The 14,420-nt window shown below is 52.4% G+C and carries 14 protein-coding genes; 11 read left to right on the forward strand and 3 right to left on the reverse strand.

Translation table 11 applies throughout. The annotated features are described in order from the left end of the window. The first annotated feature begins 23 nt into the window (after positions 1-23). Positions 24-1,253 carry a hypothetical protein gene (locus tag BAA01_05600; GenBank protein OUM84617.1) on the forward strand — a complete coding sequence of 410 codons (1,230 nt, stop codon included), beginning with the start codon at positions 24-26 and terminating at the stop codon, positions 1,251-1,253. Between the two features lie 154 nt (positions 1,254-1,407). Beyond that, a complete protein-coding gene (locus BAA01_05605; protein ID OUM84618.1) occupies positions 1,408-2,619 on the forward strand; it encodes an acyl-CoA dehydrogenase in 1,212 nt (403 codons plus the stop codon). Between the two features lie 26 nt (positions 2,620-2,645). Here BAA01_05605 and BAA01_05610 read toward each other — a convergent pair whose 3' ends face one another. The 3 genes from BAA01_05610 to BAA01_05620 all read right to left on the reverse strand — a co-directional run bounded on the left by BAA01_05610 (position 2,646) and on the right by BAA01_05620 (position 4,614). Continuing rightward, positions 2,646-3,284 carry a hypothetical protein gene (locus BAA01_05610; GenBank protein ID OUM84619.1) on the reverse strand — a complete coding sequence of 213 codons (639 nt, stop codon included), beginning with the start codon at positions 3,282-3,284 and terminating at the stop codon, positions 2,646-2,648. Continuing rightward, complete coding sequence (locus tag BAA01_05615; protein OUM84620.1) at positions 3,281-4,162, reverse strand: sodium ABC transporter ATP-binding protein; 882 nt, start codon at positions 4,160-4,162, stop codon at positions 3,281-3,283. Before BAA01_05615 ends, BAA01_05610 begins: the two co-directional genes overlap by 4 nt. Positions 4,163-4,242: 80 nt before the next feature. Then, complete coding sequence (locus BAA01_05620; protein OUM84621.1) at positions 4,243-4,614, reverse strand: GntR family transcriptional regulator; 372 nt, start codon at positions 4,612-4,614, stop codon at positions 4,243-4,245. A 195-nt stretch (positions 4,615-4,809) separates the two neighbouring features. Here BAA01_05620 and BAA01_05625 point away from each other — a divergent pair, with 195 nt between their 5' ends. The 9 genes from BAA01_05625 (at position 4,810) to BAA01_05665 (ending at position 14,387) form a co-directional block, all read left to right on the forward strand. After that, positions 4,810-5,883 (forward strand): aminoglycoside phosphotransferase, encoded by a 1,074-nt coding sequence (locus BAA01_05625; GenBank protein OUM84717.1) that lies wholly within the window; start codon positions 4,810-4,812, stop codon positions 5,881-5,883. A 343-nt stretch (positions 5,884-6,226) separates the two neighbouring features. Continuing rightward, positions 6,227-7,513, forward strand: coding sequence for a hypothetical protein (locus BAA01_05630; protein ID OUM84622.1), 1,287 nt, complete (start codon positions 6,227-6,229; stop codon positions 7,511-7,513). Positions 7,514-7,597: 84 nt separating this feature from the next. Then, positions 7,598-8,482, forward strand: a complete 885-nt coding sequence (locus BAA01_05635; protein ID OUM84623.1) for a branched-chain amino acid ABC transporter permease — start codon at positions 7,598-7,600, stop codon at positions 8,480-8,482. Between the two features lie 41 nt (positions 8,483-8,523). Beyond that, positions 8,524-9,546, forward strand: coding sequence for an inner-membrane translocator (locus BAA01_05640; GenBank protein ID OUM84624.1), 1,023 nt, complete (start codon positions 8,524-8,526; stop codon positions 9,544-9,546). Continuing rightward, a complete protein-coding gene (locus BAA01_05645; GenBank protein OUM84625.1) occupies positions 9,533-10,306 on the forward strand; it encodes an ABC transporter ATP-binding protein in 774 nt (257 codons plus the stop codon). Before BAA01_05640 ends, BAA01_05645 begins: the two co-directional genes overlap by 14 nt. Then, positions 10,293-10,997: an ABC transporter ATP-binding protein gene (locus BAA01_05650; GenBank protein OUM84626.1), complete on the forward strand. Its 705-nt coding sequence runs from the start codon at positions 10,293-10,295 to the stop codon at positions 10,995-10,997. The genes BAA01_05645 and BAA01_05650 overlap by 14 nt, the downstream gene beginning before the upstream one ends. 66 nt (positions 10,998-11,063) lie before the next feature. Then, positions 11,064-12,248 carry a carnitine dehydratase gene (locus tag BAA01_05655; GenBank protein OUM84627.1) on the forward strand — a complete coding sequence of 395 codons (1,185 nt, stop codon included), beginning with the start codon at positions 11,064-11,066 and terminating at the stop codon, positions 12,246-12,248. Positions 12,249-12,315: 67 nt separating this feature from the next. Then, positions 12,316-13,080: a 2-deoxy-D-gluconate 3-dehydrogenase gene (locus tag BAA01_05660; GenBank protein ID OUM84628.1), complete on the forward strand. Its 765-nt coding sequence runs from the start codon at positions 12,316-12,318 to the stop codon at positions 13,078-13,080. Positions 13,081-13,115: 35 nt separating this feature from the next. Next, a complete protein-coding gene (locus BAA01_05665; GenBank protein ID OUM84629.1) occupies positions 13,116-14,387 on the forward strand; it encodes a hypothetical protein in 1,272 nt (423 codons plus the stop codon). Positions 14,388-14,420: the final 33 nt, after the last annotated feature.

Raw genomic sequence — 14,420 nt, forward strand, 5'->3', positions numbered from 1 at the left:
GACAACAGAAGGGGGCAACATCGATGCCAATATTGAGATGGGTAGGTGTGGCGTTCGCATCGTTCCTTGTGCTGGGAGGATGCGGCATGCTTCCTCCGCCGGGGGATACGATTAAACCGCCGACGGTTTTAGATGATAAAGAACACGAAGATGAATTGAGAATAGACATTCAAAAGCGGTTGCCTGCTGGTGCCAGACTGCTTGCGGCGGCCAACCCGGAAGGGAGCCAAGCGATTCAATTTCGGGACCTGGATGGGGACGGCATCGATGAGGCGTTGGTGGTTTACGAACAGACCGCGCAAAGCCAAAAAAGTTTGTCGGCGGCATTATTGAAGGAACAAAATAAACAGTGGAAATTGATTTGGACAACAAGAGGTCTGGGGCATGCAGTCGATTATGCGGGGTTTGCCGATGTGACGGGCGACGGCCATCCGGAAGTGCTGTTGGGTTGGGTGATGGGGGCTGATGCCGGAAAAGGCCTGGACATTTATCAATGGCGGAATGGCAGCCTGGAATTGTTGACGAATATCGCTTATCACATCAACTTAGACGTAGAGCAAATGCCTTCAACCAAGGGAGAGAATAAACAGGCGGAAATCGCCATTTGGAAAAAAGACGTGGGGTCAGCTTACCAGGTGGAGGTTTACCGTTGGGATCCAAGCCGACAGGAGATGATTCCGGCAGAAGATGTATACCCCGGTTATTTCCGAAAAGTGGTTGCGTATTATGAGGAGCAAACGATTAATCATCCTGATCAAGCCATTTATTGGTATTATCTTGCAGATGCGCAACGAAAAACCTATCAATCGAAGGAGGCATTGAAATCGATTGAAAAAGGCCTGGCATTACAAGCCGGGTATCCATCAAAGGAACAATTTGAACGCTTGAAGGAACAAGTCCGGCGCATGGTCAGTTACATGGCAAGCCACATGACGATTGGACGCACACAGAAAGAAATCGAGAACTTGTTCGGAACCGACCACGCAGAGGTGCCAAATGCCAAAGAAGGCGGGAAGTTGTGGAGATATGACTATCCTGCCAAAGAAGGCTATTCTTTTGACGACGGCGGAATGGATGCCGTAGATGTTGATGGACTCCAAAACGGTTTGATGTTCATGCAGCTGTTTATTTCTTGGTCAGACCAAGGCACAGCGGACGGGTACACGCTGTACTACCTCGATCAAGAGGGGAACATACAAGAAGAACGTATTTTTTCTGATGGCGGCCTCAAAACTTCAACATCGCATCCATGATTTCAACATCGCGTCCATGAGTTCGCTTTTTAAGAACAGACAGCTTTTTAAGGAGTGGTGCTTTGCATGGCCCACTCTTTTCGTATTTCTAACATTATATTATATTTATTATCGTACCAGAATTTTACTAGAATGAGATAGTTGGAGGGGAAACATGCACTTCGAATACTCGGAGAAGGTTCAAAAGCTGCGGGCACGCCTGATGGAGTTTATGGAAGAAGTCATATATCCGAATGAGAAAAAATACTACGAGCAGCTGCAACAATTGGAAAACAGGTGGACCGTTCCGCCGCTGATGGAAGAAATGAAGGCGAAGGCCAAGGCTGCCGGCCTGTGGAACCTGTTTTTGCCTCACGAAGAATACGGGGCCGGCCTGAGCAATCTGGAATATGCCCCGCTGGCTGAAATCATGGGGCGTGTGCCCTTTGCTTCGGAAGTGTTCAACTGTTCGGCGCCGGATACGGGAAACATGGAAACGCTTGTCTTGTATGGCTCCCCGGAACAGAAGGAACAATGGCTCGTTCCCCTGCTCAATGGCGAGATTCGTTCCGCCTTTGTGATGACGGAACCGGACGTCGCTTCTTCGGATGCAACCAATATCCAAGCACAAATTGTCCGGGACGGGGATGAGTATGTGATCAACGGGAGAAAATGGTGGTCGACCGGAGCCTTGCATCCCAACTGCAAAATTCTTATCGTTATGGGCAAAACCAATCCCAATGCGCCCAAACATGAGCAGCAATCGATGATTTTGGTTCCCATCGACACACCGGGTGTAAAAATTGTCCGGCATTTAACCTTGTTCGGCTATGATGACGCGCCATACGGCCATGCAGAGATTATCTTTGACAATGTGCGTGTGCCGGCCTCGAACATTTTGTGGGGAGAGGGCAAAGGGTTTGCCATTGCGCAGGGAAGGCTGGGACCTGGGCGCATTCACCATTGCATGCGTTTGATCGGCGTGGCGGAACGGGCGCTGGAGCTGATGTGCCGGCGGGTGAAGGAACGTGTCGCGTTTGGCAAACCGCTTGCCGAACAGGGCGTCATCCAGGAATGGATAGCCGATTCCAGAATCGAAATCGAACAGGCCCGCCTGTTGACGCTGAAGGCTGCTTACATGATGGATACGGTAGGCAATAAAGCCGCCCGTGCGGAAATCGCCATGATCAAAGTGGTGGCCCCGAATGTGGCATTACGCGTCCTGGATCGGGCGATTCAGGCACACGGGGGTGCCGGGGTCAGCCAGGATTTTCCTTTGGCCTATTTCTGGGCGCGTTCACGCGTCCTGCGCATTGCCGACGGTCCGGATGAAGTGCATCGCAGGACGGTGGCCAAACTGGAACTACGGAAAGGAAGAAATGCTTAAGGTGATGTTTGATCGATTCACCTCTCTTAAAGGTCTTTTTTTTCGTAGATGCGCGCCGACAGGGCCCAGGAACCCAGTAGGACGATGGTTGTCAAGAGGAGCAAGATAACGGCCAGAACGTTGAGTGATGCAGACCGGAGCCAGTCCCCAAGCCCCCAGAAATCATGTTTTATTCCCAGGTTGAACACCGGGGGCAAGATGGCGAACACCAGAATGAAGAGGATAAACATGCTGATTTGGACAAAACGCGGCCCCAGCCAGTAATACATCGGGAAATAGATGGCGGCAAACCAGCCGGTGGCGGCCATCGTTAAGACCACGTCGAACATGTTGGTTCCCTGGGAAGACAGGTTGAACAAAGGGTGAACCATCAGGGCGATCCCGATGAAAACCAGTCCGGCCAGAATGGAAAACAGATACTTTGCCGCGACCACTTGTTTCCGGGAGACCGGCAGGCTGTTGATCAGGATGTGGCTATCGTTTTTTTCTTCCTGAGCCGCGATGCTCATTATGAAAAACCACGAGAGACCAGCGACAGGGAGAAGGAAGGCTGAACCATTCTCATTCATAATTGTTGTAACGAAGAGCAAGACTCCTAAACCCAACAGATACACAAAAATCACGGTTCGCAATGACATAAACTCCTTGTAAAGCAAGCTTGTCATCTTTTTTCACCTCTTGTTTGCTGATGGCCCTTTACGGTCAGTACCATGATCTCCTCTAATGAGGGGATTTCGCAGATCACCTGATCCTGAAAGCGCCGGCGAACCTCATCGGGCTCAATGGTCAACCCTTCAAATCCGTATGGCGATTCACGCAACCCGACAAACAGCTTTCGGGTGTCCGGTGTGAGCAGCTCCTTCGCTCCTTTGACGATGCGATACTGATCGAGAATCTCGTCTTTCGGTTGGCTGAAGCGGATTCGGCCGTCGTGAATGAAGGTGATATAATCGGCGATTTGCTCCAGATCCGACGTGATGTGCGTGGAAAAAAAGACCGTCTTGTTTTCATCCTGGATTACTTCCGACAAAAGTTCCAGGATTTCACGAGGGACAACCGGATCCAGGCCGGAAGTGGGTTCATCCATGATGATCAAATCGGCATCGTGGGAGAGGGCCAGGGCGATCGAATACTTCATTTTCATCCCTTTCGACAAGTGTCTAATTTTGCGTTTGGCCGGCAGGCCGAACATCCTGAGGTAACGATTGAATGCAGCTTCATTCCACGTCGGATAAAAAGAGGCGATGACCCGCTTCATCTGTTCCACTGTCAAATATTCGTAAAAGTGATTTTCCGCATAGACAAACCCGATCCGCTGTCTGATCTCCTTTCCTTGATGCCGGCTGTCCATCCCGAAGATCCGGATGGAACCGGTATCTGGTTTGATCAGGTTCATCATCAGCTTGATGGTGGTGGTTTTGCCGGCTCCGTTGGGGCCGATAAAGCCATGGATATACCCTTTTTTAAGCGAAAAAGAGAGGCTGTCCAGTTGAAAACCGCCATATGACTTGCTGACCTGGTCAAAGACGACGACATCATCCATGGTGAGGTCCCCCTTTACAAGCTCTTTCTCTAAACCTCTTTCTCAAAACTCTTTCTCAAATCCGTCTAAATATCTGTGGTTTATTCTTCGTAAAGCAAGCGCAGCATCTCTTGCAATTCATTGAGGTCAATGTTTAACGCCTTGCTTTCGGCGACCACCTCGGCCAGCTTTTCCTCGACCAACTTCAAACGCTTTTCGCGCAAGAATTCCCGGCTTTGTCCGGCGACGAACGATCCCTTGCCGACGACGGAGGTGATCAACCCTTCCTTTTCCAGCTCTTCATAAGCCTTTTTGGTGGTGATCACGCTGATGTGCAGATCTTTGGCCAACTGCCGGATGGAAGGGAGAAGGTCGCCTTCTTTCAGTTCCCCCTTGAGAATGCTTTCCTTCAGTTGCCTTTTAATTTGCTCATAGATTGGTTCCTTGCCGGCGTTTGAAATGATGATTTTCATGAACCACGTTCCTCTGCAGAGTGATTATAATGTATATGTTTATATTAGTGTGCATATACAATATATACATTTTTGCAATGGATGTCAATCCTGATTTTTTGGGAGGAAATATTGACAATCAACAGAAGATATCTTAAAGTCGAATGGAAATCCAGCAAATTGGGATTTGATGAAATTGAAAGTACGAGAGGAAGGATGAGTGGAACATTGTTGGAGGAGACCATTGCTGTCCGACGGGGCGAAGATTTTGACAGAGAAGCGGTGCGACGTTATTTGCTTGAACACGTAGAAGGCGTTCCGGCGGATCTGCCGATGGAAGTTCGGCAATTTCCTTCCGGCGCCTCCAACCTGACCTATCTCATTCGGATTGGCGATTGGGAAGCGGTGATGCGGCGGCCGCCTTTTGGCCCATTGCCCCCGAAGGCACACGATATGAAGCGTGAATCGCAGTTGCTGATGCGCCTTCACCCGGTTTTTCCGTTGGTTCCAAAGCCGTATGTGTTTTGCGAGGATGAGTCGGTGATCGGCGCGCCCTTCTATGTGATGGAACGAAAGAAGGGGGTTGTGCTGGATCGCCAGTTTCCGCCGGGGGTTGCGGTGAATGAAGCGGTCTGCCGCCAAATTTCCTATGCCGTCGTAGATACGCTGGTCCAGCTGCACCAGGTGGATTACCGGGAGGCTGGCCTGGAGGAGTTTGGCCGTCCCGAAGGTTTCCTGGAAAGGCAGGTCAGGGGCTGGATAGGCCGATACGAACGGGTCCGGACAGAGGAGATTCCCGTTGTCGACCGGGTATCCCGGTGGCTTTTGGACCATCTCCCCGTCAGCCGGGGCACCACGATTGTGCATAACGACTTCAAGCTGAACAACATGTTGATGTCTCAGGATCTCTCGCAGGTGGTGGCAGTGTTGGATTGGGAGATGGCCACGATTGGCGATCCCCTGTTTGACTTGGGAGTGACGCTGGGATACTGGGTGCTGGCCGATGATCCGGAACTGTTGAAGCGAGGCCTGCCTACCATCACCACTACACCAGGGTTTATCCGCCGGGAGGAGTTTATCGAACGTTATGCGCAAAAGACGGGCCGCGATGTATCCAACATCGATTACTACCTCACTTTTGCGCACTTCAAACTGGCGGTCGTCCTGCAGCAGATCTACTATCGCTGGAAGATAGGAAAGACGCAGGATGAGCGGTTTGCCTCATTTGGGGAGATGGTGCGGAATTTGATGATGTATGCGGCGGAACTGGTGGAACGGCAGTCCGGTTGAATCTGGTTGATTTGAAAAAAAGGAATCTAACAGGTTCCTTTTGTAAAGAAAGGGTGGATTTTTCCACTCTTTTTCATTAGTGATATCAATATATTGATATCAATATATTAATAATATCAATATCATAAAATAACATAAATTAATTATTGACAAAGCAACAATACATAGATTATATTTCTCTCAATAAAGAAAAATTTTAAGTGCCGTTACACGAAATGAAAGCGCATTCTTATCACGATGGGAGGTATCCGTTGAAAGGGGGGAAAGGGGGAAATCAAGAAGAATGTGTAGTTTTTAACTAAAAATCTGAAAATTACAAAATATAAATACAGGAGGATGAATGATGCGACGGAAACGGCTCACGTTTGTCGGAGGAGTTATTACTTTAGTACTGCTTTTGATCATCACGGCCTGTGGGGGAAATCAGCCCGCCAACACTTCTCCTGGAAATAACCAGCAGGGGGGAGATGCCGGGAATCAACCGAAGCAGCAGGCGCAGGGCGTGACTGACAGCGAGATTCTTGTGGGTCATATCGGACCGCAGACCGGACCGGCTGCGCAGTATGATCTGATCCGGCAGGGGATACAGTCCTATTTCAATTATGTGAACGAAAACGGCGGAGTCAATGGGCGGAAATTGAAATTGATCGCCTACGATGATCAGTATCAGCCGTCGAAAACGGTGCCTGCCGCCAAGCGTCTGGTGGAGGAGGACAAGGTGTTTGCACTGGTGGGGAATGTCTGCACTCCCTGTAACGCAGCAGTCAAACCGTATCTTGTCGAAAAAGGGATCCCGGTGGTGGCTGTTTCTTCGGGAGCAGATCAATTTGTCAACCCGCCCGTGAAAAACTACTTTGGCTACCTGATGAATTACCGGATGGAGGCAGCCATATACGTGGACTACGCCGTGAACAAGATGGGCGCGAAAAAAGTGGCCATCGCCTACCAGAACGATGATTTCGGCAAGGAGGGGCTGGAAGGGGCCAAGGAGGCGATCAAAAAATACAATGGGCTGGAAGTTGTCGCCGAAGTGCCTTTCCTGGTGACTGATGCGGATTTCAGCTCTCAGGCCCAGCAGCTTCAAAAATCCAAGCCCGATGTGATCCTCGCTTTTGCGACACCCAAACCCGCGGCCAGCTTGCGCAAGGAGATGCACAAGATCAATGCGACGAATATTCCCATGATCGTCTGTTCGGTGGGCGCAAACGACACCAACCTGTTCAAGCTGGCTGGTGAAGAGATCTGGGAAGGGGTGATCAGCTCCGCATCGATGCCGATGGCGGATGATTCCGATGATCCGGATATGAAGCTGTACAAGGAACGGTTTACGAAGGATTTTCCCAATTCCACTTATAACGGCAACGCCCAGTGGGGATGGGTGGCCGCCCAGATATTTGTCGAAGGGCTGAAACGGGCCGGCGACGATTTGAGCTGGGAGAATTACATCAAGGCGCTGGAGACCCTGGACAAATGGGATGGCTCGTTGTACCCCAGCGTCACCTACACGCCGGAGTACCGCTATGGCCTGACGTCACTGTTCATGACGGAAGCCAAGGATGGCAAAATCGTGCCGATAACCGGAATCATCCATTATGATCCGGCCACCGGCAAGATCACATATGAAGACTGACCGGGCAGAGGCAAAGGAGAGGAACATAAGGGTGGGGGAAGATGGTTGTCCCCCGCTCCTCTTTTTCGCGATAGATTCAGAGGAATGGAGGGGTGTTTGTTGGTTTGGCAATTGATTGTCAGTGGACTGATCTTTGGTTGTATCTATGGGCTGGCAGCGCTCGGGCTGGTCCTGATCTACCGGACGACCGATGTGGTCAATTTTGCCCAGGGTGAGATGGCGATGGTCACCACGTTTGTCGCCTATGTCTTTTTGGAAAAGCAAGGTTTTTCGTATGGCGTTTCCTTTCTCCTGGCGCTCCTGTTTGCGGCGGTGTTCGGGATGGTGGTGCAATTCCTCTTTATGCGTCCGGTGCAACAGGCACCGGTGCTGAACCAGATTGTCCTGACCCTCGGGTTGTACATGGTGTTTCACGGGCTGGCGGGGATCATTTGGGGATATACGCCGACCAGTTTTCCGGAAGCGGTTCCGGGAAGCCCTTACCAGCTGGCCGGAATTTATGTGACCCCCAATGAGTTGTTTGTTGTGGCCGTGACGCTGGCGTTGATGTTGCTCTTTTTTGCCGTGTTCCGCTATACCAAAATCGGACTCGCGATGCGCGCCACCTCGCAGGATACGATGACCTCGGAATTGATGGGGATACAGGTGAGCAGCGTCTTTACCTGGACGTGGGTGGTTGGCACGGTTCTCGGCGGTGTCGCAGGGATGCTGACGGCCCCGACGACGATGCTGGATCCCAACTTTATGGCGGATGTATTGATTATGGCTTTCGCTGCCGCCGTTTTGGGAGGGTTTATTAGTCTTCCCGGCGCGATCTTGGGCGGTTTGATCATTGGAGTGGTCGGAAACCTGATCACGTTTTATGTTTCTGCCGAACTGAAGACGGCGTTCATTTTCCTTTTGATCATTCTCATCCTTTATGTCAGGCCGACGGGATTGTTTGGTGCCCGTGTCATCAACAAAGTGTGATGTCAAAGTATGCAGTATGCAAAGCATGCTAGGAAAAGCGTATGGCGGAGAGGTGTGGTGATAGCGTGAGATTGAGATGGAAACCGATTGCATTGGTTGTTTTGTTGGTCCTTCTGGCGGTTTATCCGTTTTTGGTAGGAAAGTCCAACTATTACATGACGCTGTTTGCCATGATGTGTATTTATGCCATTGCCGCGATGGCATTGAACCTGCTGACCGGTTTCGGTGGCCAGGTGTCGGTGGGGCACGCCGGTTTTTTGGCGGTTGGCGGGTATGCGGCAGCCATCTTGTCGACCAAAGTGGGCATGCCTTTCATCCTGGCATTGCTCCTGGCGGGAGTGGTTACCGGCTTAATCGGATTGTTGATCGGGCTGCCGGCCGTTCGCTTGCGCGGGCATTTTCTGGCTGTGGCGACATTGGGCTTTGGCTTGTCCATCCCGCAGATCGCTTTGAACTGGGATGATCTGACGGGCGGGTATTCGGGCATTTTCGTCAACAAACCCGTGCTTTTCGATACCGAATTCAAGTTTTACTACGTGGTTGTGGTGAGCATCGTGCTGATTACCTGGATCATTTACAACATCCTGAGAAGCGCATTGGGGAGAGCCTTTGTCGCGATCCGGGAAAGCGAGGTGGCGGCGCAGGCGATGGGCATTCACGTCGCCTTTTACAAAACCGTGATGTTTGTCATCAGCGCCTTTTTTACCGGGCTGGCTGGCGGCCTTTACGGTTACTGGGTCGGTTTCATCAGCCCCAATGACTTTACGGCCACCACTTCGTTCATGCTTCTGGCGATGATTGTGGTGGGAGGCCTTGCTTCATTGCCGGGCGCCATTCTCGGAGCGGTGCTTTTCACCTTGATTCCCCACTTCACCAGCCAGTTTGTCGGGGTGACCAACCTGGTGATCGGCCTGGCGATGGCGCTGATCATTTTGTTCAGGCCGCAGGGGCTGGTCTCGCTGGGACAACTGTTTTCCGCCAAGAAAAGGCAGAGTGGGGATGTTTCGGAGCAAGAGGCAGGAGAGCTGGAGAAGGGGGCCGAAGAAAAGTATGTTAACGTTTAAGGATGTGACGGTCCGCTTTGGCGGTTTGACAGCGATTGACCGGTTGAGCATGGAGGTGCCGGAGGGGAAAATTTATTCCATCATCGGCCCCAACGGCGCGGGAAAAACCACCGTCTTCAATTGCATCAGCCGCTTTTATACCCCGGTGGAAGGGGACATGTTCTTTAACGGGCAAAATCTGTTGCAGTATAAACCTCATCAGGTGATTCAACTGGGGATCGCCCGGAGTTTTCAAAATGTGGAGTTGTTTTCCAAAATGACCGTATTGGACAATCTGCTCATCGGGCTGCACCTTAAGATGAAGAAAAACATTTTTCCCATTGCTTTGCGCTTGCCTTCGGTGCGAAAAGAGGAGCGGGAGGCCAAAAAGCGGGCCTGCGAAATCTTGGAGATGTTGGGGATTTCCCATCTGGCTGAAGAAGAGGTGCATAACCTGCCTTTTGGGTACCAGAAAATGGTGGATATCGGCCGGGCGATGATGGCCGATCCCAAGTTGATATTACTGGATGAGCCGGTGGCCGGGATGAACCCGGTGGAGACGGAACGGCTGAGCCAATTGATCCTATTTCTTAAGAAAGAGTTGAAATATACGGTGCTCCTGATTGAGCATGACATGTCCATGGTCATGAAGATCTCCGATTACGTCATCGTGATGAACTTTGGCAAAAAAATTGCTGAAGGCCTTCCCCACGAGGTGCAGAAGAATCCTGTGGTCATCGAGGCCTATCTGGGTGAGGTGGATGCGGTTGCTGGTACTTGATGGAATCTCTGTCTTTTATGGTCATGTTCACGCGCTGAAGAGCGTTTCGTTGAAAGTGCCTCCGCGCGCTATTGTCACCCTCCTTGGCGCCAATGGCGCGGGGAAGACGACAACGCTGAAAACGATTTCCCGCTTGGTGACGCCAAGAAGCGGACGTTATGAGTTGGATGGCGAATCGATGCTCCGAAGAAAGCCGAGTGAGATCGTCCGGCGCAGGATCATTCACTGTCCGGAAAACCGTCGTGTCTACCCGTTGTTTACCGTGGAGGAAAACCTCCGCATCGGCGCATACGCCCGCCGTGATCATCAACAGGTCAAGCGGGACATGGAACGCGTTCTGAACCTGTTTCCCCGTCTGAAGGAAAGGCTAAACCAGCTTGCCGGGACGCTTAGTGGCGGGGAACAACAGATGTTGGCGATTGGCCGCGCATTAATGGGCGGTCCGAAGATCCTGCTTCTGGATGAACCTTCTCTGGGATTGGCGCCGAATATTGTCCAGGAAATATTTCAGATCATCCGACGAATCAATGAAGAGGGGACGTCCATCTTGCTGGTGGAGCAAAACGCCCACAAGGCCCTGGAGATTGCCGATTATGCGTACGTCCTCGAAAACGGCCGGATCGCCCTGGAAGGTGAGCCTGAGGCGCTGAAAAACAACGATGAGGTCCGGCGGCTTTATTTAGGTGGTTAATTCAGATAGTTTATAATAAGGAAAGACATCCAGAAATTGCTGAACTTGACAAGTGGAGGAGATATTTTGGTGATGTTGCCATTGGCTTCATTTCGTGTGCTGGATTTGACGCGATTGTTGCCCGGGCCTTTCTGCACTTGGCTGCTGGCCGACTTTGGGGCTGACGTGATCAAGGTGGAGGACCCCGATCTGGGGGATTATGCCCGCTGGATGCCGCCTTTGCAGGGGAAGTTGGGGGCCATGTTTGTCTCGCTGAACAGGAATAAACGCAGTATTGCCCTGAACCTGAAGACGGAAAAGGGGAAAGCCGTCTTTCGCGAGCTGGTCAAGCAGGCGGATGTGCTGGTTGAGTCGTTTCGTCCGGGGGTCATGGATCGTTTGGGGCTGGGGTATTCCGATTTGCGGGAGATTAATCCCAGGCTGGTCTACTGCGCCATTACAGGGTATGGACAGGATGGGCCCTATGCTGATTTGCCGGGACATGACGTCAATTATCTCAGCTATGCGGGCATGTTGGGACTGCAGGGAGAACGGGAGGGAAATCCCGTTCTTCCCTCCGTGCAAGTGGCCGATCTGGGCGGGGGAGCGATGATGGCGGCGGTCGGGATCTTGCTGGCGCTGCTTGCCAGGAACCAGACGGGAAAAGGCCAGTTTGTCGACATCTCGATGACGGACGGGGTGATCGCCTGGTTACAGGCCAGCCTGCCGGCGTTCCTGGCATCCGGCAAATTGCCTGAACGGGGGACATTGCCCCTGTCAGGCGGGAAAGCCTGTTACGCCGTGTACGAGACGGCGGATGGCCGGCATCTTTCAGTAGGGGCTTTGGAGCCCAAGTTCTGGGAAGTGTTTTGCAAGGCGATCGGCCGTCCCGATCTGATCCCGCTGTTGGATGCGCCGTTGCCGGAGCAGGAGCGGATGAAGCGGGAGATTGGCGAGATCATCCGGTCCAAGCCTTTGCAGGAATGGCTGCATGTGTTTGAGGGCCGGGATACCTGTGTCGCACCGGTGCTCAACCTGGAGGAGATGACACGGGATCCGCAGGTACAGCACCGACAAATGATCATGGAAGTGGATCATCCTGTTCTCGGAACCATCCGGCAGATCGGGTTTCCCATCAAGCTGTCGGAAACAGCCGCCCAGGTCCGTTTGCCGGAACCGCAGCTGGGTGAGCACAATGAGGAGATCTTGAAGGAACTGGGATATGACGATGCCGCGATAGAAAAGCTGCGGGCCGAAAAGATTATTTCGTGACGAAGTGCCGGTTGTGGATGGTTAATCCGCGGGTTTATCTTGGCAGAGACGGAAAAGGGGTGAAGCGGTGAACATTCCAGCGCTTGATGTCCAGGGAAAAACGGCGTTGGTGACAGGTGGAACCAAGGGAATCGGCTACGGGATGGCCCAGGCCCTGGCGCATTACGGGGCTGATCTGGCGATAGTCGGCAGAAACAGGGAAGATGGGGAACAAGCTCGCCGGGAACTGGAAAAATTCGGGCGCAGGGTGCTCTTCCTGCAAGCGGATGTCACGCAAAAAGAGCAGGTGGAGCAAATGGTGAACCAGGTCGTCTCCGCCTGGGGAAGGATCGATATTCTCGTCAACAATGCGGGTATGAACATTCGCAAGCCGCTCCTGGAAGTGGAGGAGCAGGACTGGGAGCGCGTGATTAGCACCAATCTCAAGGGGATTTTTCTCGTCGGCCAGGCGGTTGCCCGTCAGATGGTCAAACAAAAGTCGGGAAGAATCATCAATATTTCGTCTATTCTGGGGACGATTGGCATGCCCATGCAGACCAGTTATGCGGCCAGCAAGGGAGGCATCAATCAGTTGACCAAGGTTTGGGCAGCCGAGCTGGCGCCTTATGGGATCACGGTCAATGCCATCGCTCCGGCATACATTCGTACGCCCATGACCAGAGACTGGCTGGCCGACAAGAAACGCTATGAGGAAATCGTCAGCCAGACCCTGCTTGGACGGATCGGCGATATCGAAGATCTGGCGGGGCCTGTCGTCTTTCTCGCTTCCGATGCGTCTGCCTATATCACCGGCCAGGTGATTCATGTGGATGGCGGATGGGTTGCGAGGTAGTTTCGGGAGATGGATGTTGACAAAGGGGAATTCCTGTGAATAGGCGCTGGACGCTGGTCCGGGAACTGGCAATCGGCATTTTGATCAATCTGGTCGTCTTGGGATTTGCGCGCTTTGCCTATGGGGTGATCCTGCCTTTCATGCAAAAAAGCCTGGGGCTTAGTTATACGCAGGCTGGGATTTTAGGTGCGGCCACGGCGCTGGGCTATGTCGGATTTGTCATACCGGCCGGTGCTGTGGCCAGCCGAATCGGCAGCAAAATCACGTTTGCTTCAGGCCTTCTCCTGTGCACAGTCAGCCTGTTCGTTTTGGGGTGGACGCAGTCTTTCTGGACGGCTTTGGTCTGGATGTTCCTTGCCGGGGTGGGCACTTCCTTCTCTTACACGCCGTTGGTCGGTTATTTTATGGAGCGTTATCCGCAGATTCGCGCTACTGTGACGGGCATCATTTCCGGTGGTGCGGGGGTGGGGATGTTGGTGGTCGGGTTTATCGTCCCTTTTTTAAACCACTTAAGCCCGGAACGGGGTTGGCGGGATGCCTGGCTGCTTTTTTCCGTCGTTGGGATGCTCACCTTTGCGCTGGCCCTCACCCTTGCTCCAGTGAAGAGAAAGCGGGACTTGAATGAGGAAATGCAGGATGTGAGTGCTGGCGAGGCAAAGAGCCATGACAACCTGCCAGGAGCCCGTGACATTGGCCCGGATCTTCGCGCGGCCGTTTATCTCAATCCGCGCGTTTTGCTTTACGGCTGGATCTATTTCACCATTGGCCTCTCTTATCTCATCCCGCCCACCTTTCTGCTCGCATTTATGATCCATGCCGGGATGACGCCCGCCTTGGCAGGAACATGGGTTTCTCTCAATGGACTGTTGGGGATTCTCAGCGGGCCGTTGTGGGGAATCTTGGCTGACCGTTTCGGGATAAGGGGGGTATTCCGGCTTTCCATCCTTTTGAATATGGTCGCGCTGTTCCTGCCGATGTTTCGCGATTCGGCTCTGTCTTTTCTCATCGCCAGCCTGTTGCTCGGCCTGACCGTGGGAGGGGTGATCGCGCTGCTCCTGGCCAGCGTCAGTCAACAGGTGAACATGCGTGATGTGCCGGCGGCGTTGGGATATGTCACTTTTTATTTCGGCATGGGGCAGCTGTTGGGCCCGATGATTGCCGGCTGGATGATTGACAGTTGGAATCATGGATTTGCCGCCGCTTTCGGATTTGCCGGGGCGGCATTGGGCCTGGGTTTGTTGATGACCTTTTTGGAACGGGGAGAAAAGGTTGTGACCGCCATTCAAAAACAAAGTATAGATTCGTAAATATTAGATTTCGCGGATGAAGAAGTGCAATCA

The organism is Bacillus thermozeamaize (assembly GCA_002159075.1).
GTDB classification, from domain to species: domain Bacteria; phylum Bacillota; class Bacilli; order ZCTH02-B2; family ZCTH02-B2; genus Bacillus_BB; species Bacillus_BB thermozeamaize.

Excerpts from the sequence above, each read along its gene's own strand:
- BAA01_05600 (OUM84617.1), top strand. The coding sequence starts at position 24 with ATGCCAATATTGAGATGGGTAGGTGTGGCGTTCGCATCGTTCCTTGTG.
- BAA01_05605 (OUM84618.1), top strand. The coding sequence starts at position 1,408 with ATGCACTTCGAATACTCGGAGAAGGTTCAAAAGCTGCGGGCACGCCTG.
- BAA01_05610 (OUM84619.1), bottom strand. The coding sequence starts at position 3,284 with ATGACAAGCTTGCTTTACAAGGAGTTTATGTCATTGCGAACCGTGATT.
- BAA01_05615 (OUM84620.1), bottom strand. The coding sequence starts at position 4,162 with ATGGATGATGTCGTCGTCTTTGACCAGGTCAGCAAGTCATATGGCGGT.
- BAA01_05620 (OUM84621.1), bottom strand. The coding sequence starts at position 4,614 with ATGAAAATCATCATTTCAAACGCCGGCAAGGAACCAATCTATGAGCAA.
- BAA01_05625 (OUM84717.1), top strand. The coding sequence starts at position 4,810 with ATGAGTGGAACATTGTTGGAGGAGACCATTGCTGTCCGACGGGGCGAA.
- BAA01_05630 (OUM84622.1), top strand. The coding sequence starts at position 6,227 with ATGCGACGGAAACGGCTCACGTTTGTCGGAGGAGTTATTACTTTAGTA.
- BAA01_05635 (OUM84623.1), top strand. The coding sequence starts at position 7,598 with ATGGAGGGGTGTTTGTTGGTTTGGCAATTGATTGTCAGTGGACTGATC.
- BAA01_05640 (OUM84624.1), top strand. The coding sequence starts at position 8,524 with ATGGCGGAGAGGTGTGGTGATAGCGTGAGATTGAGATGGAAACCGATT.
- BAA01_05645 (OUM84625.1), top strand. The coding sequence starts at position 9,533 with ATGTTAACGTTTAAGGATGTGACGGTCCGCTTTGGCGGTTTGACAGCG.